This window comes from Mitsuaria sp. CC2, assembly GCF_048957715.1.
GTDB lineage: Bacteria > Pseudomonadota > Gammaproteobacteria > Burkholderiales > Burkholderiaceae_C > Roseateles.
This window is the reverse complement of sequence record NZ_JARVXN010000007.1, coordinates 25,408-45,903: the sequence shown is the minus strand read 5'-3', so window position 1 is coordinate 45,903 and position 20,496 is coordinate 25,408. Positions and strand designations below refer to the sequence as shown.

Genomic DNA, 20,496 nt, shown 5'->3' with positions numbered 1-20,496 from the left:
CCCTTCATGCCTCCTCCCGTCCGTTCCGTCGTTTCCTTCGCCCCCGTGACGCGCGTCGCCGTCGCTGCGCTGACCGTGCTCGCCGCGACCGCCATGACCGCCGGCAACGCGGCTGCGCAGTCGTCGCAACGGCCGGTGCCGCCGTCGAAGTCGACCGGCATCGCGCCGAAGGGCGACTTCACGAAGGACCTGCAGCGACCGAAGCCTGAAGCGGAACTGGGACAGGCGCCGGGCGGCGAAGGCTCCGACGAGGCCTTCCGCGCCAAGGCCGAGGCCGATGCGATCCGCAAGGCCAATGCGGCCGGCCGGCACGACCTGATCAAGCGCACCGGCTCGCGGCTGGTGCTGCCGACGGTCTCCGGACGCCCGGAACTCTTCGACAGCGTCTGGCCCAACGCGACCGGCCACGGCGAGGCCGCCTACGAGGACTACCGCTTCGACGGCCTCACGCCCGATCGCGAGTTCTTCGTCGTGCGCGCCACCTATTACGACCGCACGGACGTGATCTGGGTCTCGCGCCAGGACGGCGAGCGCACCTCGCTGCACGCCAACCCGCGGCCCTCGCCGGACGGCACCCAGCTCGCCGTCGTCAGCGCCTCCGAGCTGCTGGACTTCAACGGCATCGTGATCTGGGAACGCGCCTCCGGCCGTCTGGTCGAGCGTTTCCGCCACGTGCCGCCGGCCGACCAGCTCGCCCTCTACCGCTTCATGCGCTGGAAGGACAACCGGACGATCGAACTCGAACGCACCGCGGCCGGCGATCCGGTCACCTGCCCCAACGGGGCCGAAGACACGCTGGTCGTGCTCAAGCGCGACGGCGAAAGCTGGGCGCTCAAAGACGTCACGGTGCCGCGCTGCAAGCGCTGAAGGCGACTTGAAGCCGACTTGAAGGCGAGCTGACACCTGCCTGCCCCAGCGCCGGGGGCAGGTCTTGTCACGAGGCGTAACGTGTGTGGGCCAGCGCACGGAGAGGCTCTTAGACTGCGATGCCTTGGGGCTTCCCGATCCCTCCGTCCATCCGCGTCCGCCGTCCTGTCCGCTGTTCCGTCCGATGTTGTCCGCCCCGCCCGCCTTTGCGACCACCGCTTTCGCCGTCCGCTCCGGACCGACGTTCCGCGCTGCCCTCGCGCTCGCGCTGATGCTCACGGGATTCGCCGTCGAGGCCTCCTCCAACGCCTGGCCCGCGCCGCCCCGCCCCATGGCCTCCGCCGGATTCGCCCCGCGCGGCGCACTGTTCGCGCCCTCGTCCGCCACCGCCGGCGGCGCCGTCGCCGCTGTGGAGGAAGGCTCCGACGAGCAGTTCCGAGCCCAGGCCGAGGCCGAGGTCCTGCGGCGGGTCGGCGCACCGGCGCGGCGCGATGACCTCCGCCTGTGGCTGCCCGTCGCCAAGGGCCGTCCCGTGGTGCTCGACAGCCAGCCCGCCGACGCCGCCGATCCGGCCCGGCCGTCCGTCGACTTCCGCCTGGACGGCCTGTCGCCCGACGGCCAGTTCTACGTCGTGCGCGCCACGCTGGCCGCCGGCAGCGAGCTGCTGTGGATCTCGCGCGCCGACGGCACCCGCTACGAGATGCACGGCAACGTCAATCCGTCGCCGGACGGCCGCTACCTGGTCGTGACCCACGCGTCGCCGGGCGCCGAGTTCAACGGCGTCGTCCTCTGGAGCCGCGAGGACGGCCGCCTCGTCGAGCGCTACCGCTTCCAGCCCACGCCCGATCAGACCGCGATCAGCTTCCGCTTCATGCGATGGCGCGACGCGGACACCGTCGAGCTGGCGCAGTTCGCCGAGGTCGACGCGAGCACCTGCGACCTGGGCACCCTCAGCTCGACCGCGCTGCTCTCGCGCAAGGCCGAACGCTGGATCCTGCGCAGCGCCAGCGGCCAACGCTGCGATCGCTGACCGACGCCGCGGCTCGCCTTAACACGTTCCGCCAGGCCCTCCGGACATCGGATCAGCCGGGATGTGCATCCGTTGTGACGCCCGGTAATCGAACTTGTAACAGCATCGGGCGCGGATCTAGGATTTCGCCATCCTTCCTTTCAGGTCCGACCATGAACCGACAAGAACTCGTCCACGCCGCCCGCACGGCGCGCCCCTCGCGTGCCAAGCGCGCGATCGCGTCCACGCTGATCGCCTCCTGCACGCTGATGGCGCTGCCGATGCACGCCAGCGCCCAGGTCGTGCCGACCGACGCGCTGGTGCCGTCGAGCTCGGCGGCCACGACGGCCGGTACCGCGGCCGACAGCCGCGTCCGCGTCAACGCCTTCTTCGCCCGCGACGACGTGCGTCAGGCGATGGTCAAGGAAGGCGTCGACGCCGCCGCCGCGCAGGCGCGCGTGGACGCGATGTCCGACGACGAGATCCGCGCGCTCGACGGCCGCATCGCCGAGGCGCCCGCCGGCGGCGACGTGCTGGGCCTGATCTTCACCGTGTTCGTGATCCTGCTGATCACCGACATCCTGGGCTTCACGAAGGTCTTCCCCTTCACGCGGTCGATCCGCTGAGCGCGGAGGTCTTGATGGCGATCACCCGGTCCGTCCGGCATGACCGGCGTACTCGACCTGCTCGACCTGCTCGACCCGCTCGACCCGCTCGACCGGCTCGGCCCACCCGGCCGTTCCGCCCGCTGATCGCGCTGGCCGCGCCGGCGCTGGCGCTCACGCTGCTGCTCGGCGGCTGCGCCGGCACGCCGCCGCAGCTGCAGGCGCTGGAGCGGCAATGGCCCGCCGACCTGCCCGCGCGCGTGGACCTGTCCGCCAAAACGCCTTTCATCGCGCAGGACGATTACGAATGCGGCCCCGCCGCGCTCGCGATGCTGCTGCGCACGGCGGGCAAGTCGACGACGGTGGAGCAGCTCAAGCCGCAGGTCTTCCTGCCGGGCCGCAAGGGCTCGCTGCAGACGGAGATGCTGGTCGCGACGCGTCGCCAGGGCCTGCCGGCCTACGTGCTGCCGCCGCGGCTGGACGCGCTGCTGGCCGAGGTCGCCGCCGGGCATCCGGTGATCGTGTTCCAGAACCTGTCGCTGGACCTCGTGCCGGTGTGGCACTACGCCGTCGCCGTCGGCTACGACAAGCAACGCCGCACCATCCTCCTGCACAGCGGCAAGACCGCGCGCCAGGAGGTCGAACTCCCCGTCTTCGAGCGCACCTGGGCACGCGGCGACTACTGGGCGATGACGACGCTGCCGCCCGACGTGCTGCCGGCCTCGCTGGACGGCGCGGGGACCGGTGCCGCGCTGGCGGCGCTGGAGCGTCTGGACGCGCGCGCCGCGCGCAAGGGCTACACGGCCGCGCTGACGCGGTGGCCCGGCGAGGCCGTGCTGCTGCTGGGTGCGGGCAACACCGCCTACGCCGCGAAGGACAGGCGCGCCGCGGCCCAGCACTACGCGCGGCTCACCGATGTGCGACCCGATCTGCCCGAAGGCTGGAACAACCTGGCGCAGGTGTTGATGGAACAGGGGTATCGCTACAAGGCCTCGCTCGCGATCGAGCGCGCGGTGGCCCTGGGCGGGCCGCGCCTGGACCAGTACAAGGCGCTGCAGAATCGGATCACCGCGGGGATGTGAGCGCCAGGACGGGCCACCGGGAAAGGTGACCCGCCCGGGACGTCAAGGGCGGAAGTCGATCGTCCGCTGCGCGGCTTCGAGTGCCGCGTCGGCCGCATAACTCCAGGTGTCGAAGCTGCGTTCCAGCTCGTGCCAGTAGCCGTTGAGCTCCGGCTTGCCGCCGGGCGCCGGATGCGCGGCGATCACCAGGTAACGCGCCTTGAACGGCGGCGCCTCGCCGACGACTTCGCGGACGAACCAGCGTCCGTTGTGACTCTCGACGCCCCCGACGGCGTCGGTGTGGTCTGGCTTGGCTGACATGGCGGACTCCTTTTGCGTTGTGATAGGAATTGCGGCCTGCAAACAAGCAGGCTGCACCTGCACGCCATGGCAAGTTTCTCTCCAACCGTCGCCGGACGCCACGCGGGCGGACGGTGTTTACCCCAGCATGACAAGGGTGCCGCGGGCCGATCTGCGGGCGATCCGCGAAGCAACTTCCACGCCGGAAGTGTCGGAATTCATTACACCTGCTGAGCCCTTCTCCAGGGACAGTGCGCGCCAGCCCTTGAGGCACCGGACTTGGCGCATCGTGGCTTGGATGTTGCTTTCCGTTTCTTCTTCCCGGCCTCCCGGCCCCTGACGACAAGAACGACAGACAGCAGAGAGAGCAACCCGATGAAGCGCGCCCCCCTCCTTCCCGTCCTCCTTCCCGTCCTCCGATCCGTCCTGGCCGCGACCGCGCTGTGCGCAACCGCCATCGCCGCCCAGGCGTCGGTGTTGATCCTGGGCGCACCCGCGGCCGCGGACGGCCTGGCGGACGTGCAGTCGAAGATCGCCGCCACCGGCATCGTCGGCGGCACCATCGATGTCTTCAACGTCAACACCGGCACGCCGTCGCTCGCCATGCTGACGCCCTACGACGCGGTGCTCGTGTATCTCGACTCCGGGGCGCCGGGCAAGAAGTTCGCCGACGCCAAGCTGCTGGGCAACGTCCTGGCGGACTACGTGGATCTGGGCGGCGGTGTCGTCGAAGCAGGCCTCTCCAACGCGGCGCTCCCGCTCGGAGGACTCGACGGCCGCTTCGTGACGGCCAACTACGACGTCTTCAACACCAACAACAACCAGGGCGCATGCAGCGGGCCGGCCAACGTCCTCATGCCGGACAGCCCGCTGATGCGCGACATCGGCAGCTTCAGCGCGGGCCTGTCCTCACCCTGCTACAAGCTCACGCCCAAGGCGGGCGCCCAGGTCGTCGCCGCCTGGCCCGACAACCGGCCCCTGGCGGGGCTTCGCACCGACCACAACGGCATCGTCGTCGGCCTGAACGTGTGGCCAGGCACCGGCAACCCGGTGTCGGGTCCTTCGGGCATGACGACGAGCAATGCCATGCTGATGGCCACCTCGCTGGCCTTCGCCGCCGGCGAACTGCCGGAGCCGGGGTCGCTCGCGCTGATCGGCATCGCCGCGCTCGCGGCGGGGATGGCGGGCCGTCGTCGCGCACGAGCCTCGTCGGTCACGACGGAAGCGGGCGTCGAAGCTCAGCGCCGGGCCGTCGCGACGGTCTGACGGAACCGTCCTCTGAGAGATACTGCGGCCCATGTCCACGCCGCCGACTTTCAGCTTCCCCGTCCCGCCCGCCGACCTGGTGATCACCGAGGACGAGCGCGCCGCGCTCTACTTCCTGCCGCAATCGCCCGGCGGCATGCCGGTCAGCGAGGAGATGCAGCAGCGGCTGCAGGACAAGGGCCTGGCGACCGGTATCCGGGAGGACGGCCGGCGCTGGCTCACCGAGCTGGGCGACCGCGCGCGGCTGGGCAAGATCTGACCCCCGCGCCGACCGCGCGACCGGTCCTGCAGGGCGCATCGATGGGTGGGGTGGCCTGCGGATCGCGGGGCGGATCAGCGCCGCTCGTACTGGGCCTTGCCGAACAGCACCTCGCGCGCCTTGTCATCGACCAGGGGCCGGCGCTTCTCGGCCAGCACCTCGACGGCACGGACCACCGCGGGCCGCTTCGCGATCTCGTCGAACCAGCCCTTGAGGTGCGGATGGTCCGCCATCTCGACGCCCTGGTTCTTCGCGCCGCGCAGCCACGGGAAGATCGCCATGTCGGCGATGCCGTACGCGTCCCCCGCGATGTACTTCGTGTGGGCCAGCCGCCGGTCGATCACGCCGTAGAGGCGCCTGGCCTCGTTGGTGTAGCGGTCGATGGCGTAATCGATCTTCTCGGGGGCGTACATGCGGAAGTGGTGGGTCTGGCCGAGCATCGGCCCGACGCCGCCCATCTGGAACATCAGCCACTGCAGCGCCTCGTAGCGCCCGCGGGTGTCGGGCGGCAGGAACTGCCCGGTCTTGCCGGCCAGGTACAGCAGGATCGCCCCGGACTCGAACAGCGAGATCGGCTGCCCGTCCGGTCCGTCGGGATCGACGATCGCGGGGATCTTGTTGTTGGGGCTGATGGCCAGGAATTTCGGCTCGAACTGCTCGCCGGCGCCGATGTCCACGGGAATCACCCGGTAAGGCAGGCGACACTCTTCCAGCATGATGTGAACCTTGTGGCCATTGGGCGTGGGCCATGAATACACTTCGATCATCAAGCGTTCTCCGTTCGGGCGCGAGGCCCTGTTCGTTGACGGATCGGTCGACAGATCGGTCGACACGTCAGTCAACACGTCGGCGGACACCTCCGTCGACTCGTCAATGCACGGACCCCGGGCCCCTCGCGCATCGTCCCGCCTCATGGTAATCAAACAAATCAAACTGTGGTTCGCCGCCCGTGCCAATGCGGCCCGGTGGCGCCCCTTGAGCGAATGGGCCGCGGAACGCGGCGGCCAGCTGCGCCAGGCCCGCGACGGGCGCGGCTTCGTCATCGACCTGCCCCGCACGCTGCCCGGCCTCACCCGCATCGAGTGGGGACCCTCGCAGCGCAGCTACATCGACGGCTTTGAGCTGCGCATGCGCTGCGAGCTCAAGGTCAATCCGGACATGCAGATGATGCTCATCGAGCGCAAGCTGATGGAGCGTCTGGAAAGCAACGTCTTCGAGGCCTACACCGACACGCTGCGCACGCGCGTGGACACGGACACGCCGGAGGAGATGCGCTGGCTGGTGATGTTCCCCAAGCATTCGCAGATGGAGTCCAAGCTCGTGCGGCAGCGCTTCGGGGCGGTGGGCATCAACCGGGAACTGGTGATGGCCTGGCTGGACAAGGACCTGAACGAGCGGCTGGCGCAGGCGACGCAGGACGTGCTGGTGGAAGGCAGGCCGTTCGTGCTGCTGAGCCTGCGCGGCAACGTGTACCTGCGGACGTCGATGCCGCAGCCATCGCTGGCGGAGTTCCAGGCGCTGACGCGCGTGCTGGAAGCCGCGGCGGTCAGCGCGCAGGCGGTGCACCAGCGCCTGGGCGACGGCGGCCCGTGGCCCACGACCACCTCGGTGGCCTGGCACAGCCGGCCGTCCGAAGGGGATTACGGCTCGCCGGCCTGAGGGACGCCCCCTCCTCACGCTCACGCTCACTCTCCTTCTCACGCCCTCTCCCGCACTGCGGGGGAGGGGAAGAGAGCAGGCGTCGGATCTAGGCGAAGAGGTCGGCAGCGCCGGCCACTGCCTCGGTGCAATCGATCAGGCGACCCTGTCCCGTGATGAAGGCGCAGCGCACCGGCTCCCCGGGCTGCAGCGCCATCACGGCCTCGCGGTAGCGCCACAGCTGCTGGATGTACTCGGGATTGCGCTGCGGCGCCGGGTGGAGCTTGTAGTCGAGCACCCACCACGTGCGTACGCCCGCGCCGTCGCGCCGGCTGACGAGCCGGTCCAGCCGCATGTCGTGGTCGTTCCAGCTGAGCGGCACCTCGTTGCCCTGCCAGTCGAGCGCCGCGGCGTCGAAGAACGGCGCGCATTCCGAGCCGCCGAGGATCGCGCGCACGCTGCGCTCGAGGCGCTCGGTGCGCCGAGCGTCGAGCCCGTACATCTGCGCCGCGGCTGCGATCAGACGTTCCAGCGCATGCGCGCCCCCCTGCGGCCCGCTGTGCCATTCGAGCACGCGATGCAGCGCCTCGCCGAGCGCGGCACTCTCGTCGACCTCGTCCGGGCTCTGGCCGACGTCAGGCGCTGATTCCGCCGCCTCAACGGGCAGCGGATCCACGCGCGGCAACACCTTGAGCGTCGCGACGTCCTCGTCTGACGCGGCCGTGTCGGCGGCAACTTCCGGCACCGCCATCGCTTCGGCCTGCGGCTGCACCCGCGTCCACCATGTGCCCGATGAACTCTGGCGCTTCGCCGGCGTGCGGCTCAGCAGCAGCCGATGCCGCGCACGCGTCATCGCGACGTAGAGCGCATTGAGTTCCTCGCGTTGACGCTGGTCCTTCTCGTCGTCGAGCAAGGCCTGCAGCGACGGCGGCGGCTTGGCCTCCGACACCAGGAACGCCACGGTCCGCGGCACGGCCTCCTGCACCGGCCACGAGATCGCGAGCGCCATGCTCTCCGACCGCGCCGGCCCCGCCTCGGCGTCCATCAGGATCACGACCTTCGCCTCCAGGCCCTTGGCGCCGTGCACCGTCAGCAGTTGCACGGCGTCGGGCTCGGCGGGCGCCGCCAGCTTCAGCGCACGGCTCTTCAACGCGCGGACGAAACCGTACAACCCGGCATAACGGCCGCCGTCCAACGCCAGCGCCAGCGCGAGCAGCGCCTCCACCGCGTGCAGGCGCGCGCGGCGCTCGCTCGCCGGCACGGCGGCGGCCAGGCGCGCCATCAGGTCGCCTTCGTGCACGATCGCGTCGAGCAGGTCGTGCGGGCTGCGCAGCACCGCCATGGCACCCCAGCGCGACAGCAGGTCCCGCGCGCGGCACAGCGGCTCGCTCAAGGCGTCACCGTCGGCCTGGAGCAGCGTCTCCCACCAACTCTTCACGACGGGCGCCTCCGCCCCGCCCGCCCCGTCCGTCACGTCCGTCACGTCCGCGTTTTCAGCCGCGGTCTCGGCGACCTGCCCGCCCAACCATTTCACCGATCGCGACTCGGCGGCGAGCCACAGCAGATCCGCTTCGCTCGCGCCGAACAAGGGACTGCGCAAGGTGTGCGCCAGCGACAGCTGATGCCCGCTGGAGGCCAAGGCGTCCAGCAGCGCCAGCAGGTCGCGGACGTCCGGCGCGTCGAGCAGTGCCATGTCCTCCGGCGCCGCATGGGCGATGCCGCGGCCCTTGAGGATCTGCGCCAGCACGCGCAGGCCCTCCCGCTTGCGCGCCAGCACGAAGATCTCGCCCGGCTGCGCCTCGCCCTTGACCAACAGGTCGCCGATGCAGGCGGCGATCCGTTCGGCCTCGGCCTCGCGGCGATGCAGCTCGGGCTCGCGTCGCGGCTCGGTCAGGCTCGGACGCCATCCGCCCTCCTCCCGGTCCGTCCCGGAGGCCTCGTCATCGGCGGCCTCGTCGCCGGCAATGAAGAAGACGCCGTCCAGCGGGTCGCCGCCGCCGGACTCCGTGGTGTGCGGTCGGAAGCCGCTGTATTGCTGCGCCAGGCTCGCCGATTCGAAGACGGCGTTCACCGCCGCCAGCACCGGCACCGAATTGCGCCGCGTGTGGTCGCAGGCCAGCAGCACGCCGTCCAGCCCCTCCCGCACGAAATCGCGCGCCGCGGCGAAGACGCGGGGCTCGGCGCGACGGAAGCGGTAGATGCTCTGCTTCGGGTCGCCGACGATGAACACCGACGGCGGACGTTGCCCGCTGGTGCCGCCGCCCGCGCCGACATAACCGGACAGCCAGGCGTGCAGCGCGTGCCATTGCATCGGACTGGTGTCCTGGAACTCGTCGATCAGCAGGTGCCGGACCTGGCTGTCGAGGCGCTCCTGCACCCAGCCCGACAGGTCGACGTCCCCCAGCAGCGCCAGCGCGCCGCGCTCCAGATCGTTCATGTCGACGATGCCGCGCTCGCGCTTGAGGCGGTCGAAGGCGTCGAGCAGCGTCAGCGCCAGCGCGCACATCTGCTGGTGCCACAGGCGCGCGCGGTCCTGGTCGATCGCGAGCAGCAGCCGCTGCAGCCGGTCCGACACCGCCGACAACGCGGGCGAGTCGCCGAGGTTCTTGCGGAGCGATCCCTCCGCCGTGAACAGGGCCTGGCGCACGCCGGCGAGCGCGGGCTCATCGGCCAGCTGCAGCGCCTGCTCGATCGCGGTCGCGCATTTCTTCGGCGTGACCTTGGTCGACTGGCCCAGCTCGATGGCCAGCGCCTGCAACTCGGCGCGCATCGCCGCGAAGGCGTCGATCGGATCGGCGAAGGCCGCCAGTTCCGGCACGACCTCGGCCGCCGTGGGCATGCTGTCCATCAGCCGGCCGTGCGTGTGGGCCAGGCGCAATTCCACACGCTTGTCGAAGGCCGAGGTCAGCCAGTCCAGCAGCTTGTTGCGGCCGTGGATCAGGCTCAGTTCCCGGTAGATCGCCAGCAGGGATTCATCCTCGAGCACGGCGGCGTGGAAACGCTGCCAGAGCTCGGGCATCAGGTCGCTTTCGTCCTCGAGCAGCTGCAGCTCGGGCGCCAGGCCCTGCGCGCGCAGCAGCTCCAACGGCGCGGCGCGCAGCAGCTGCGAGAACCAGGCGTGGAAGGTGCGGATCTCCACCGGACGCGCGTCCTGCAGCAGGCGCCGCTGCAGCGTCGCCAGGCGCGGCGCGAGTTCGGCCGCCAGCGCCGGCGGGAGCCCGCGCTGGCGCAGCGCGAGCACGCGCCCCGCGTCGTCGCCATGGGCGAACTCGTGCAGCCATTCGTTCAGGCGCGCGCGCATCTCGCCGGCGGCCTTGCGGGTGAAGGTGATGGCGACGATGTCCTGCGGTCGCGCGCCGTCCAGCAGCGCGCGCAGGATGCGCGACACCAGCATCCAGGTCTTGCCAGCGCCCGCGCAGGCTTCGACGACGACGCTGCGCGCCGGGTCGCAGGCCAGCTCGTAGAAGCGCTCGCGCGCCACCGGCGCGCCGTCGAGCGTGTAGGCGGCCGCGCCCAGCGGGCCGGCGGCCTGGTCGTTCGTCGGCGCGGTCACGGCGCGGCCCCTTCCCAATCGTCGCGGCGGCACAGGCCGCGCATCTCGCAGTATGCGCAGGCCACGCCTTCGCCCAACGCCGGCAGCGGATCGCCGGCATGGATCGCCAGCAGATCCCGACGCAAGCCGTCCAGCATCACGGCTGCCGTCTCCTCCACGTGTTCGTGCTCGATCTCGGCGATGCCCCTGGCGTCGTCCAGGGCCAGGTACTGCGCACGCAGCGGGCTGGTGGACGGCCCCGGCCGCTGGCCCTCACCCCCACCCTCTCCCGCAAGCGGGGGCGGGAGTCCGGTCGGCGCCGAACCCATGAGTAACGCGTAGACCGTCAATTGCGTGTCTTCGAGCGGATTCGCGACCTTGTCCTTCAAGCCCTTCAGGCTGCCGGTCTTGTAGTCGATGAGCAGCTGCCCAGCGGCGCCATCGGCGCCATCGTCAATCCGGTCGATGCGCCCGAGCAGCGCGAGTTCCGCGAGCGCAGGCTCGGTCGCCGCCCAGGGATGCACGCGTCGGTCGACCTCGCCGCGTTCGAACCGCTGGCCGTCGGCCTCGCGTTCCGCGAGCCAGTCGAGGTAGGCCGGCACGAAGCGCGCGAAGCTCGCCGAGTACGGCAGGAACTCCGCCGGCGCCAGGCCGAGTTCCCGCATCTGGTCCTGCGCCGCGCGTTGCAGGCGGGCGTCGTCATCGAGGAGGGGATCGCGCTTCTCCACGCGCTCCGTGTGGAACTGGTGCAGCACCGCGTGCAGCCAGGTGCCGTAGTCGCGCTTGTCGGCCTGGACGTCGAGTTCGCCGGCCTCCCGCAGGCCCAGCAGCACGCGGGCGAAGAACTGGTACGGACACTGGCGCAGGGACTCCACCGCGCTCGCGCTCAAGCTCGACGGAAGCCGTCCTTGCGCCTGAGCCGCGGAGCGGTCGACAGGCGCCGCGGGCACCGCCGCCTCGATGCGCGGATCATGCCAATGCGGCAGCCCCTGCCCCACCGCCTGCAGCGCGAGGTCGAGCCGGTCCAGCAGCGGACTCGCCGCGAGCGGCTCGCTGCCGAGATGCCCGCGGCGCAGCAGCGTCAACGCCGGCGCGCGCAGCAGCTGCGCGAACTGCCACGCCAGCGCCTGCCGCTTGCCTTCGACGGTGGGCAAGCCGATCTCGCGCGCGAACGTGTCCCCGATCAGCACCGGCCCCGGCGGCACCGGTCCCAGCGTCGCCGCGTCCGCGCCCGGCAGCACGATCGCGCCGAACGGCCGCAGCATCGTCCGCGCCAGCGGCGTGATCATGATCTGCAGGCCGCCTTCGAGCGGCGGCTTGTACTCGCCGGCCTCCAGCGTCTGCGACACCCAGTCGACGAATTCGGACGCGGTGAGTTGCGCGCCGCGCAGCACCGCTTCGTGACCGGACCCCGGCCACGGCGTCTTGCTCAGCCAGAGCGCTTCCAGTACCTGCGGGCCGCCGGCGGGCTGGCGTGCGAGACGCTCGTCGGCACCGAGCTGCTGGAGGGTCTGCTTCAGCGCCTCGATCCAGGCTTCCAGCGCCTGCGCGCCGCGCGACTGCAACGGCACCAGCGCTTCGCGGGCGGCCTCCCAGAGCCGCTCGCTCCCCGGCGGCAGGCGATCGGCACGCACGGCCTGCGGCGCGGACCAGCCGCGCCGGCGGCAGTGCGCCTCCAGCGCGCCCAGCGAGGCGCTGCCGCCTTTCTCCCGCAACGACGCGGCGAGCGGCGTCTTCAGCCAGGCGAGCCAGTCGTCGACGGTGGCGTCCCGCCGCGCCGCGCGCAGCATCGCCATCAGTTGCGCGGCCGGCGCGGTGGTCGCCAGCGTCCAACCGGTCTCGTCCTGGATGCCCAGGCCCTGGCGCTCCAGCAGCGCGCGCACGCGACGCAGCAGCACGCGGTCCTGCGCGATCAGCGCCACCGGGGCGCGTCCCGATCGCAGGTGGTCCAGCACCGAGGCGGCGCTGCATTGCGCCAGGTCTTCGAAGTCTTCGCACACGGCCTGCTCCAGGCGCCCGACCGGTGCGCCGCCGTGGAACGCGGCATCCAGCGGCAGATCGGCGTTCAGCCGCAGGCAGGGAATGCCGGCGGCCTCGGCGCTCGCGAGCAGCGCGTCGGCCAGCGGATCCGGCCCGCCGCACTGCAGATGCAGCCAGGCGCTTGGCCGCAACGGGAAAAGCGCATCGGTGGCCGGCGCGCGCGGATCGGACGCGGCCCATTCGAGCGCCACCGCCAGCAGCGCGCGCTCCAGGTGCCCGACGCCGCTCTGCAGCGCCAGCGCCTGCCGTGCGTGTTCCCAGAAGTCGTCGCGACGCGCCGGATCGCGCAGCGCGGCGGCGCGTGCCAGCGCATGGGCGGCCTCGACGAGCCGCTGCACGGCGGCGTCGTAGGCGCGCGGATCCTCCTTGCGCAGCGCCTCCGCCCAGCTCTGGCCGCGCATCAGCGCGCGCGCCGCGAGCGCGTCGATCGCGGCGTCGCCGGTCAGTTGGTCCGCCTGGGGCAGCGCGCTGGGGCCCAGCGCCGAGGCGAGGCTATGCGTGGTCTCGATGCGCGGCTGCCAGCGCGACAGCTTCATCCACGCCCGCCGCGCCGGTGCCAGGTGTTGCGCGAAGGGCAGCAGCAGCACCGCGTCGCGCGCCGACAGCCCGTTGGCCTCCAGCCAATCGGCCGCCCGGCGCGTGACGCCGTCCCAGATGGCGGCGCTGGTGTGGGCCGGCGACAACGGAAAGTCGACGGACGGCGGGGACGGGATCGAAGGCGGCGGCGTGGACGACAAGGCGGGTCTGGCGGTGGCGGGGTCGACGATATCGCGACGATAGCGAAATCCAGGCGCCCTGCCCCTTGAGATGCGCCCTGCGCACCGTCAAGTCGGGGGAGCGCCTACTCGGGCCGAGGTTTCCGGGCTTGTGTGAGAATCGTCGCACCCTGCAGCCCTGGGCCCTCGGGGCGACGCATTGTCGCCCGGCCGGCCGCCCGTCCGAGGCATCCGCCCGGCAGGGACATCACGCAAGGACCATCTCCATGAGCAGCGAACAGATCAAACACATCTCCGACGCCTCGTTCGACAGCGACGTCATCCAGTCCGACAAACCCGTGCTGGTCGACTACTGGGCCGAATGGTGCGGCCCCTGCAAGATGATCGCCCCCATCCTGGACGAAGTCGCGAAGGACTACGGCGACCGCCTGCAGATCGCCAAGCTGAACGTCGACGACAACCGCGAAGTGCCGGCCAAGTTCGGCATCCGCGGCATCCCGACCCTGATGCTGTTCAAGGGCGGCCAGCTCGCCGCGACCAAGGTCGGCGCGTTGTCCAAGGCCCAGTTGACGTCCTTCCTCGACGCCAACCTATAATGATTCCATTCGTCGGGGCCCCTGCGGTCCTGGCGAACCACTTGCCACCACGCCCTCCCGGGCCCAACGGCGTCTTCAGACGCCGTCGACGTTCCGGGTGAGCGCGTGGACTCGGCGCCCAAGTCTCCACGCTTTCCTCAAGTCCGCCGCAACGCGGATGCGCGTCCCTTGGGCTCGCCGTTGTTTGTGTCTCTGGCCTTGGCAGGCCCTGGACGACAGACCGGGTCAAACCCCCCATGCATCTTTCTGAACTGAAGGCGCTTCACGTCTCCGCCCTGATCCAGATGGGCGAAGAGCTGGAGATCGACAACGTCGCCCGCCTGCGCAAGCAGGAGCTGATGTTCGCGGACATGAAAAAGCGCGCCAAGGCCGGCGAGCAGGTGTTCGGCGATGGCGTGCTGGAAGTCCTTCCAGACGGCTTCGGCTTCCTGCGCTCTCCCGAGGCCAGCTACATGGCCTCGACGGACGACATCTACCTGTCGCCCAGCCAGATCCGCCGCTTCAACCTGCACACCGGCGACATGGTCGAAGGCGAAGTGCGCGTGCCCAAGGACGGCGAGCGCTACTTCGCGCTGGTCAAGGTGGATCGCGTCAACGGCCTGACGCCGGAGGAGTCCAAGCACAAGATCATGTTCGAGAACTTGACGCCGCTCTTCCCGAAAGAGCAGTTCAAGCTTGAACGCGATATCCGCGGCGACGACAACATCACCAGCCGGATCATCGACCTGATCGCCCCCCTGGGCAAAGGCCAGCGCGCATTGCTCGTCGCCCCGCCCAAGTCGGGCAAGACGATGATGATGCAGCATCTGGCGCACTCGATCGCGGCCAACTATCCCGACGCCCACCTGATGGTGCTGCTGGTGGACGAGCGCCCCGAGGAAGTGACCGAGATGCAGCGCACCGTGCGCGGCGAGGTCATCAGCTCCACCTTCGACGAACCGGCCGCACGCCACGTGCAGGTCGCGGAAATGGTCATCGAACGCGCCAAGCGCCTCGTTGAACTGCGCAAGGACGTGATCATCCTGCTGGACTCGATCACCCGCCTGGCCCGCGCCTACAACAACGTGCTGCCCAGCTCCGGCAAGGTGCTGACCGGCGGTGTGGACGCGAACGCCCTGCAGCGCCCCAAGCGCTTCTTCGGCGCCGCGCGCAACATCGAGGAAGGCGGCTCGCTGACCATCATCGGTACCGCGCTGGTGGACACCGGTTCCAAGATGGACGAGGTGATCTACGAAGAGTTCAAGGGCACCGGCAACTGCGAAATCCATCTGGACCGTCGCATGGCCGAGAAGCGGGTCTACCCGTCGATCCTGCTGAACAAGTCGGGCACCCGCCGCGAAGAGCTGCTGCTCAAGCCGGAGATCCTCCAGAAGGCCTGGATCCTGCGCAAGCTGCTCTACCCGATGGACGAGATCGAGGCGATGGAGTTCATCCTCGACAAGATGAAGTCCTCGAAGAACAACCACGATTTCTTCGACATGATGCGCAGAGGCGGTTGATTCCGCCCTCTTCAAGCGTCCTGCTGGACTTCACGGAAGCCGCCCCTGGGCGGCTTCTCTCATTTCCGCTATACTCCGCGTTTTTCCGCTGTCGACAAGTGCGCTGCAAGGGGCAGTGTGGCTGGCGGCACTGCAGCGAGGATTTTCAAATGGCCAAAGAAGGCATTCACCCCAACTATCGCGACGTGGTCTTTGTCGACCAGTCCAATGGTTCCCAGTTCGTGATCCGCTCGACGGTTCAGACCAAGGAAACGATCAAGCTGGACGACGGCCGCGAACTGCCGCTGGTCAAGCTGGAAACCTCGAGCGAATCGCACCCGTTCTACACGGGTACGCAGAAGAGCATCGACAGCCTGGGCGGTCGTGTCGAGAAGTTCCGCAACAAGTTTGCGAACCTGCGCGGCGCCAAGGCCTGAGCAGGCCTCGCCGACCGGACCTGATCCGGTCACCGCAAAAAGGCAGCCACCTCGGCTGCCTTTTTTCATTTCGAACGCCGCACAAAGCTGCGGCATGATGCGCACCGGCATCCACAACGACAACGAGACAGACGCGCATGAATCTGCCCACCCCGGCCGTCGTGGCCGAGCGAAGCACGCACCCGATCCCGCGCTGGGCCCTGCTGCTGCTGTGCGCCGCCTATGTGTTGCCCGGCCTGTTCGGTCGCGACCCGTGGCGCAATGCCGACCTTACCGCCTTCGGCTTCATCGCGAGCATCGCGCAGGGCCACGCCCCCTGGCTGCAGCCCGCCATCGCCGGCCTGCCCGCCGACGGCGGCCTGCTGCCCTACTGGGTCGGCGCGCTCGGCATCAAGCTGCTCCCCTTCCTCGACCCTGCCGTCGCCGCGCGCATCCCCTTCGGCCTGATGCTGGCCGCCGTGCTGGCCCTGGCCTGGTACAGCTGCCTCCACCTGGCCCGCACCGAGGCCGCCCAACCCGTCGCCTTCGCCTTCGGCGGCGAGGCCCATGCGGTCGACTACGCCCGCGCCATGGCCGACGGCTGCCTGCTCGCGCTCATCGCCAGCCTCGGCCTGCTGCGCCTGGGCCATGAGATCACGCCGGAGATCCTCCAGCTCCTGGGCATCACCCTCTTCGTCTACAGCCTCTCGGCGCTGCCCTTCCGCGTCTGGAAGGCCCGCGCGGCAATGCTGGTGGCGCTGCCGGTGCTCGCCACCAGCGGCGCGCCCGTCGTCGCACTCGCCCTGGCCGTCGGCGCGCTGTGGCTTTGCTTCCGGTCGACCTACGAGGACGCCCGCAAGTTCCTGCCCTGGATCCTCGGCGCCATGGCACTGGCCGCGCTCATCGCCTGGCCCATGCACGGCTGGGCCTGGCGCCTCAAGGCCGGCGAGCGCAGCGTGCTCGACTGGCTGCGGCTCCTCGGCTGGTTCTGCTGGCCGGCCTGGCCGCTGGCGGCCTGGTCGCTGTGGCGCTGGCGGAGGCACCTGATGCGGCGTCACCTGTCGGTGCCGCTGCTGGCCTCGCTGGTGCCCTTGCTCACCAGCCTGCTCATGGGCGCCGACGACCGCGCCATGCTGCTCGCGCTGCCGCCGCTCGCCGTGCTGGCGAGCTTCGCGCTCCCGACCTTCCAGCGCAGCGCCAGCGCCCTGCTCGACTGGTTCTCGGTCTTCTTCTTCACCCTCGGCGCGATCTTCCTGTGGCTGTATTACATGGCCATGCAGATCGGCTGGCCGGCGAAGCTGATGGCCAACGTCCGCAAGCTGGCGCAGGGCTACGAGCCTGAGTTCAGCCTGCTCACCTTCGTCGTCGCCGTGCTGGGCACGCTGGCCTGGCTGTGGCTGGTGCGCTGGCGCACCGCGCGTCATCGTCACGCGCTCTGGAAGAGTCTTGCGCTGCCCGCTGGGGGCGTCGCGCTGGCCTGGCTGCTGGCCATGACCCTCGGCCTGCACACGCTGAACTATGCGCGCAGCAACAAGCCGCTGATCGAGCGCATTGCCGCGCACCTGCCGGCGAACGTCGACTGCATTGCCGCGCCGGGCGTGCCGACCCATGCGCTGGCCGCCTTCGAATTCCAGGGGCACTGGAAGGTCGACGCGACGCAAGGTCTGGATACCACGACCTGCCCGGTGGCGATCACGGTGCAGGCTGAAAGCACGCCGATGCCGCCGAGCGGCTGGCGCGTGCTTGGCGTGGTCCGTCGTCCGACGGACCGTTCCGGCACCTATCTGGTCATGCAGAAGGATCGTTGAACGCCGATCGTCGAAGGCGTCAGAGTTCTTCGCGCCCCGCCAGCAAGGCGGGCGCGGCCTCATCGCCCATGGCCGTCGCATCGACCAGCCGCACGCGCGCCGCGGGGAACAGCAGCCTGAACCTGGAACCCTTCCCAGGCTCGCTCTCGATGCGCAGTTCGCCGCCGTGGCGCTGCACGACATGCTTGACGATCGACAGACCCAGCCCCGTGCCGCCGGTGTCGCGCGAGCGGCTCCCGTCGACGCGATAGAAGCGTTCGGTGAGTCGCGGCAGGTGTTCGCGCGCGATGCCGGGCCCGTTGTCGATCACCGAGATTTCGCCGCCGTTGTCCGGCAGCCAGCGCCATTGGAGTTCGATGCGGCCGCCCGGCGGCGTGTAGCGTACCGCGTTGCTCACCAGGTTGGCGATCGAGCTGAGGATCTCCGTCTCGACGCCGGCGAGCTCGACCCCCGTCTGGCGTTCACAGACGAGCTCGTGCCGGCCATTCGACAGCGCTTGCGCATCCGCGCCGACGCGTTGCAGCAGCGGGTCCAGCGAAATCCAGTGATCGGCGCCCGGTCGCGGGCTGCCTTCGAGCTGCGCCAGCGTCAGCAGGTCGCCAACCAGCGTCTGCATCCGCGTCGTCTGCTGCTGCATCAGGTGCAGCACGCGCTTGCGTTCAGCCTCGGTCAGTTGCAGGCTGGCCATCGTCTCAATGAAGCCGGCCAGCACCGTCAGCGGCGTGCGGATCTCGTGCGAGACGTTGGCGACGAAGTCGCGACGCATCGCTTCGTTGCGCTCGCGGTCGGTCACGTCCAGCGACAGCACCAGCTTGCGCGACTCTCCTCCCACGCCGTAGTCACGCACCAGGACCTGCAGCGTCGATTTTGCGCGGGTGTTGGTCAGCGTCAGCGGCTGCTGGAAGTTGCCGTTCTGCAGGTAGGAGACGAAGGCCGGATAGCGGACCAGGTTGGTGATGCGCTGCAGCTTGTCGCGCTGGGGATCCAGCGAGAAATGATCGCCGGCCACGACGTTGCACCACTGGATGTGGTCCTGTCCGTCGAGCAGGATCACGCCGTTGGGCGAAGCTTCGATCGCGAGCAGGAACTGCTCCAGCTGCTGGCGTTCGCGCTCGTAGCGGCGTTCGCGGTCGCGCAGGCCGCGCTCGACGCGGTACGCCATCTCGCCCCACAGGCCGCCGACGCGCGGCGCGTCGTCGTTCTGGTCGCCGCGCAACCAGCTCACCAGCCGATGTGCCCGGGCCGCGTCCCAGACCGCCATGAGGATCACCGCCGCTGCCGCGGCCAAGGCCGCGGCCAGATGCGGCATCCCCGTCCACTCGCCCAGCCAGTACCCCAAGCCGCCCGCGACGCCGGTGCCCAGCACCAGCAACAGGACGCGAGACAACATCCATGCCATGGATGCGTCCTCAGGCCGACAAGGCGCTGCTGCTCTGCTGGGTCAGCCGGTAGCCGGCCCCCCGGACGGTTTCGATCATGCGCGCGCAGCTGACTTTTTCGAGCGCCTCGCGCAGGCGTTTGACGTGGACGTCCACGGTGCGTTCCTCGATGAACACGTGGTCGCCCCAGACGCGGTCCAGCAGCTGCGAGCGGCTGTGCACGCGCTCCGGATGCGTCATGAAGAAGTGCAGCAGACGGAATTCGGTCGGGCCGAGCTTCACCTCGACGCCCTCGCGGCTGACGCGGCGCGTGCCGGGATCGAGCACCAGTCCGCCGACTTCGACGGCCGTGTCCAGCGCCTCGGGCGCCTTGCGGCGCAGCACCGCGCGGATGCGCGCGAGCAGCTCGTTCGTCGAGAACGGCTTGGTCAGATAGTCGTCCGCGCCGGCATCCAGGCCGGACACCTTGTCGACTTCTTCCGCGCGCGCCGTCAGCAGGATGATGGGCAGTTCGCGGGTGCGCGCGGCACCGCGCCACTGGCGCGCCAGCGCCAGGCCGGTCTGGCCCGGCAACATCCAGTCGAGCACGACCAGATCAGGCAGCACGCGATCCACTTCCAGCTGCGCCTGCTCGGCGTTGCCGGCCAGCGTGACCTCGTAACCGGCGTGGCGCAGGTTGATGGAGATCAGCTCGGCGATGGCGGATTCGTCCTCGACGACCAGGATGCGACTCATGCGGGGTAACTCCTCTTATTGGGTCCCGCCGGGACGCCCGCGGCGGGCGGGCCGGACGGGTGGATCGCGATTCGGTGCTCAGCGCACCATGTTCTCGACGGCGTCCGGCGTGTTGTGGCGGACGTCGGTGCCCTTGACCACGTAGATGATGACTTCGGCCAGGTTCTTGGCATGGTCGCCCACGCGCTCGATCGCCTTGGCGACGAACACCAGGTCGATGGACGACGAGATGGTCCGCGGGTCTTCCATCATGTAGGTGATGAGCTTGCGCATCAGGCCGTCGAACTCCTTGTCGATCTGGTCGTCGGCCTTGAGCACCTCCAGCGCGCGGTCCACGTCCAGCCGCGCGAACGCGTCCAGCGCCTTGCGCAGCTGCGCGGTGGCCAGCTCGGCCTCGTACGACAGGTCCGACATCGGCAGACGCAGCCGACTCGACACGCCGGTGTTGATCAGGCGCTGCACCGTGCGGGCGATGCGGGCGGCCTCGTCGCCGACGCGCTCCAGGTTGGCGATCGTCTTGGACACGGCGATCAGCAGGCGCAGGTCGCGCGCGGTCGGCTGGCGGCGGGCGATGATCGTCGACAGGTCGCGATCGATCTCGATCTCCATCGTGTTGACGATCTCTTCCTGCTTGAGCACGTGGCTCGCGATGTCGCCGCTGAAGCTGCCGAGCGCCTCGACGGCCTGCGCCACCTGCGATTCCACGAGGCCGCCCATCTCCAGCACGCGCGTGGAGATGCCGCTCAGTTCGGCGTCGAATTGGGTGGACAGATGCTTGTCGGTCATGGTGT

General features: G+C 69.9%; 18 protein-coding genes. 11 read left to right on the top strand and 7 right to left on the bottom strand.

Annotation, left to right across the window (positions count from 1 at the left end):
* The first annotated feature begins 6 nt into the window (after nt 1-6).
* The 4 genes from PV762_RS04525 to PV762_RS04510 all read left to right on the top strand — a co-directional run bounded on the left by PV762_RS04525 (nt 7) and on the right by PV762_RS04510 (nt 3,563).
* On the top strand, nt 7-867 hold the full coding sequence (locus tag PV762_RS04525; protein ID WP_421033828.1) for a hypothetical protein: 861 nt from the start codon (nt 7-9) through the stop codon (nt 865-867).
* Nucleotides 868-1,051: 184 nt separating this feature from the next.
* The gene (locus tag PV762_RS04520; RefSeq protein ID WP_421033827.1) at nt 1,052-1,897 is read left to right on the top strand and encodes a hypothetical protein; all 846 of its coding nucleotides are present in this window, start codon (nt 1,052-1,054) and stop codon (nt 1,895-1,897) included.
* A 152-nt stretch (nt 1,898-2,049) separates the two neighbouring features.
* Entirely contained in the window at nt 2,050-2,502 is a 453-nt protein-coding gene (locus tag PV762_RS04515; RefSeq protein ID WP_421033826.1) for a PA2779 family protein, read from the top strand.
* 14 nt (nt 2,503-2,516) lie between these two features.
* Complete coding sequence (locus tag PV762_RS04510) at nt 2,517-3,563, top strand: PA2778 family cysteine peptidase (protein ID WP_421033825.1); 1,047 nt, start codon at nt 2,517-2,519, stop codon at nt 3,561-3,563.
* Nucleotides 3,564-3,605: 42 nt separating this feature from the next.
* Here PV762_RS04510 and PV762_RS04505 read toward each other — a convergent pair whose 3' ends face one another.
* Nucleotides 3,606-3,863, bottom strand: a complete 258-nt coding sequence (locus PV762_RS04505) for a hypothetical protein (protein ID WP_421033824.1) — start codon at nt 3,861-3,863, stop codon at nt 3,606-3,608.
* A gap of 354 nt (nt 3,864-4,217) precedes the next feature.
* Here PV762_RS04505 and PV762_RS04500 point away from each other — a divergent pair, with 354 nt between their 5' ends.
* Together PV762_RS04500 and PV762_RS04495 are read left to right on the top strand one after the other, a co-directional pair.
* The gene (locus PV762_RS04500; RefSeq protein WP_421033823.1) at nt 4,218-5,108 is read left to right on the top strand and encodes a PEP-CTERM sorting domain-containing protein; all 891 of its coding nucleotides are present in this window, start codon (nt 4,218-4,220) and stop codon (nt 5,106-5,108) included.
* A gap of 31 nt (nt 5,109-5,139) precedes the next feature.
* The gene (locus PV762_RS04495; protein WP_421033822.1) at nt 5,140-5,367 is read left to right on the top strand and encodes a hypothetical protein; all 228 of its coding nucleotides are present in this window, start codon (nt 5,140-5,142) and stop codon (nt 5,365-5,367) included.
* A 74-nt stretch (nt 5,368-5,441) separates the two neighbouring features.
* Here PV762_RS04495 and PV762_RS04490 read toward each other — a convergent pair whose 3' ends face one another.
* Nucleotides 5,442-6,134, bottom strand: a complete 693-nt coding sequence (locus PV762_RS04490) for a glutathione binding-like protein (protein WP_421033821.1) — start codon at nt 6,132-6,134, stop codon at nt 5,442-5,444.
* A gap of 208 nt (nt 6,135-6,342) precedes the next feature.
* On the opposite strand from PV762_RS04490, the gene PV762_RS04485 reads away from it, so the two are divergent.
* Complete coding sequence (locus PV762_RS04485; RefSeq protein ID WP_421033820.1) at nt 6,343-7,026, top strand: hypothetical protein; 684 nt, start codon at nt 6,343-6,345, stop codon at nt 7,024-7,026.
* A gap of 88 nt (nt 7,027-7,114) precedes the next feature.
* On the opposite strand, the gene PV762_RS04480 is transcribed toward PV762_RS04485, so the two are convergent.
* Entirely contained in the window at nt 7,115-10,558 is a 3,444-nt protein-coding gene (locus PV762_RS04480; RefSeq protein WP_421033819.1) for a UvrD-helicase domain-containing protein, read from the bottom strand.
* Nucleotides 10,555-13,260: a PD-(D/E)XK nuclease family protein gene (locus tag PV762_RS04475; RefSeq protein WP_421033818.1), complete on the bottom strand. Its 2,706-nt coding sequence runs from the start codon at nt 13,258-13,260 to the stop codon at nt 10,555-10,557. Before PV762_RS04475 ends, PV762_RS04480 begins: the two co-directional genes overlap by 4 nt.
* Nucleotides 13,261-13,559: 299 nt before the next feature.
* On the opposite strand from PV762_RS04475, the gene trxA reads away from it, so the two are divergent.
* The 4 genes from trxA (at nt 13,560) to PV762_RS04455 (ending at nt 17,591) form a co-directional block, all read left to right on the top strand.
* Nucleotides 13,560-13,889, top strand: a complete 330-nt coding sequence (gene trxA / locus PV762_RS04470) for a thioredoxin TrxA (RefSeq protein WP_088406647.1) — start codon at nt 13,560-13,562, stop codon at nt 13,887-13,889.
* 236 nt (nt 13,890-14,125) lie between these two features.
* A complete protein-coding gene (rho, locus tag PV762_RS04465; RefSeq protein ID WP_421033817.1) occupies nt 14,126-15,388 on the top strand; it encodes a transcription termination factor Rho in 1,263 nt (420 codons plus the stop codon).
* 149 nt (nt 15,389-15,537) lie between these two features.
* Entirely contained in the window at nt 15,538-15,804 is a 267-nt protein-coding gene (locus PV762_RS04460; RefSeq protein ID WP_421033816.1) for a type B 50S ribosomal protein L31, read from the top strand.
* 137 nt (nt 15,805-15,941) lie between these two features.
* Entirely contained in the window at nt 15,942-17,591 is a 1,650-nt protein-coding gene (locus PV762_RS04455; protein WP_421033815.1) for a hypothetical protein, read from the top strand.
* 19 nt (nt 17,592-17,610) lie between these two features.
* Here the strand turns inward: PV762_RS04455 and phoR are convergent, their stop codons facing one another.
* From phoR to phoU, 3 genes are all read right to left on the bottom strand, one after another.
* Nucleotides 17,611-18,990, bottom strand: coding sequence for a phosphate regulon sensor histidine kinase PhoR (gene phoR, locus PV762_RS04450; protein WP_421033814.1), 1,380 nt, complete (start codon nt 18,988-18,990; stop codon nt 17,611-17,613).
* Between the two features lie 10 nt (nt 18,991-19,000).
* Complete coding sequence (gene phoB / locus PV762_RS04445) at nt 19,001-19,705, bottom strand: phosphate regulon transcriptional regulator PhoB (protein ID WP_421033813.1); 705 nt, start codon at nt 19,703-19,705, stop codon at nt 19,001-19,003.
* 78 nt (nt 19,706-19,783) lie between these two features.
* Nucleotides 19,784-20,491 carry a phosphate signaling complex protein PhoU gene (gene phoU / locus PV762_RS04440; RefSeq protein ID WP_067064277.1) on the bottom strand — a complete coding sequence of 236 codons (708 nt, stop codon included), beginning with the start codon at nt 20,489-20,491 and terminating at the stop codon, nt 19,784-19,786.
* Nucleotides 20,492-20,496 lie beyond the last annotated feature (5 nt).

What these genes read in the sequence shown, in the direction of transcription:
- PV762_RS04525 (WP_421033828.1), top strand. Translation starts at nt 7, where the DNA reads ATGCCTCCTCCCGTCCGTTCCGTCGTTTCCTTCGCCCCCGTGACGCGC.
- PV762_RS04520 (WP_421033827.1), top strand. Translation starts at nt 1,052, where the DNA reads ATGTTGTCCGCCCCGCCCGCCTTTGCGACCACCGCTTTCGCCGTCCGC.
- PV762_RS04515 (WP_421033826.1), top strand. Translation starts at nt 2,050, where the DNA reads ATGAACCGACAAGAACTCGTCCACGCCGCCCGCACGGCGCGCCCCTCG.
- PV762_RS04510 (WP_421033825.1), top strand. Translation starts at nt 2,517, where the DNA reads ATGGCGATCACCCGGTCCGTCCGGCATGACCGGCGTACTCGACCTGCT.
- PV762_RS04505 (WP_421033824.1), bottom strand. Translation starts at nt 3,863, where the DNA reads ATGTCAGCCAAGCCAGACCACACCGACGCCGTCGGGGGCGTCGAGAGT.
- PV762_RS04500 (WP_421033823.1), top strand. Translation starts at nt 4,218, where the DNA reads ATGAAGCGCGCCCCCCTCCTTCCCGTCCTCCTTCCCGTCCTCCGATCC.
- PV762_RS04495 (WP_421033822.1), top strand. Translation starts at nt 5,140, where the DNA reads ATGTCCACGCCGCCGACTTTCAGCTTCCCCGTCCCGCCCGCCGACCTG.
- PV762_RS04490 (WP_421033821.1), bottom strand. Translation starts at nt 6,134, where the DNA reads ATGATCGAAGTGTATTCATGGCCCACGCCCAATGGCCACAAGGTTCAC.
- trxA (WP_088406647.1), top strand. Translation starts at nt 13,560, where the DNA reads ATGAGCAGCGAACAGATCAAACACATCTCCGACGCCTCGTTCGACAGC.
- rho (WP_421033817.1), top strand. Translation starts at nt 14,126, where the DNA reads ATGCATCTTTCTGAACTGAAGGCGCTTCACGTCTCCGCCCTGATCCAG.
- PV762_RS04460 (WP_421033816.1), top strand. Translation starts at nt 15,538, where the DNA reads ATGGCCAAAGAAGGCATTCACCCCAACTATCGCGACGTGGTCTTTGTC.
- PV762_RS04455 (WP_421033815.1), top strand. Translation starts at nt 15,942, where the DNA reads ATGAATCTGCCCACCCCGGCCGTCGTGGCCGAGCGAAGCACGCACCCG.
- phoR (WP_421033814.1), bottom strand. Translation starts at nt 18,990, where the DNA reads ATGGCATGGATGTTGTCTCGCGTCCTGTTGCTGGTGCTGGGCACCGGC.
- phoB (WP_421033813.1), bottom strand. Translation starts at nt 19,705, where the DNA reads ATGAGTCGCATCCTGGTCGTCGAGGACGAATCCGCCATCGCCGAGCTG.
- phoU (WP_067064277.1), bottom strand. Translation starts at nt 20,491, where the DNA reads ATGACCGACAAGCATCTGTCCACCCAATTCGACGCCGAACTGAGCGGC.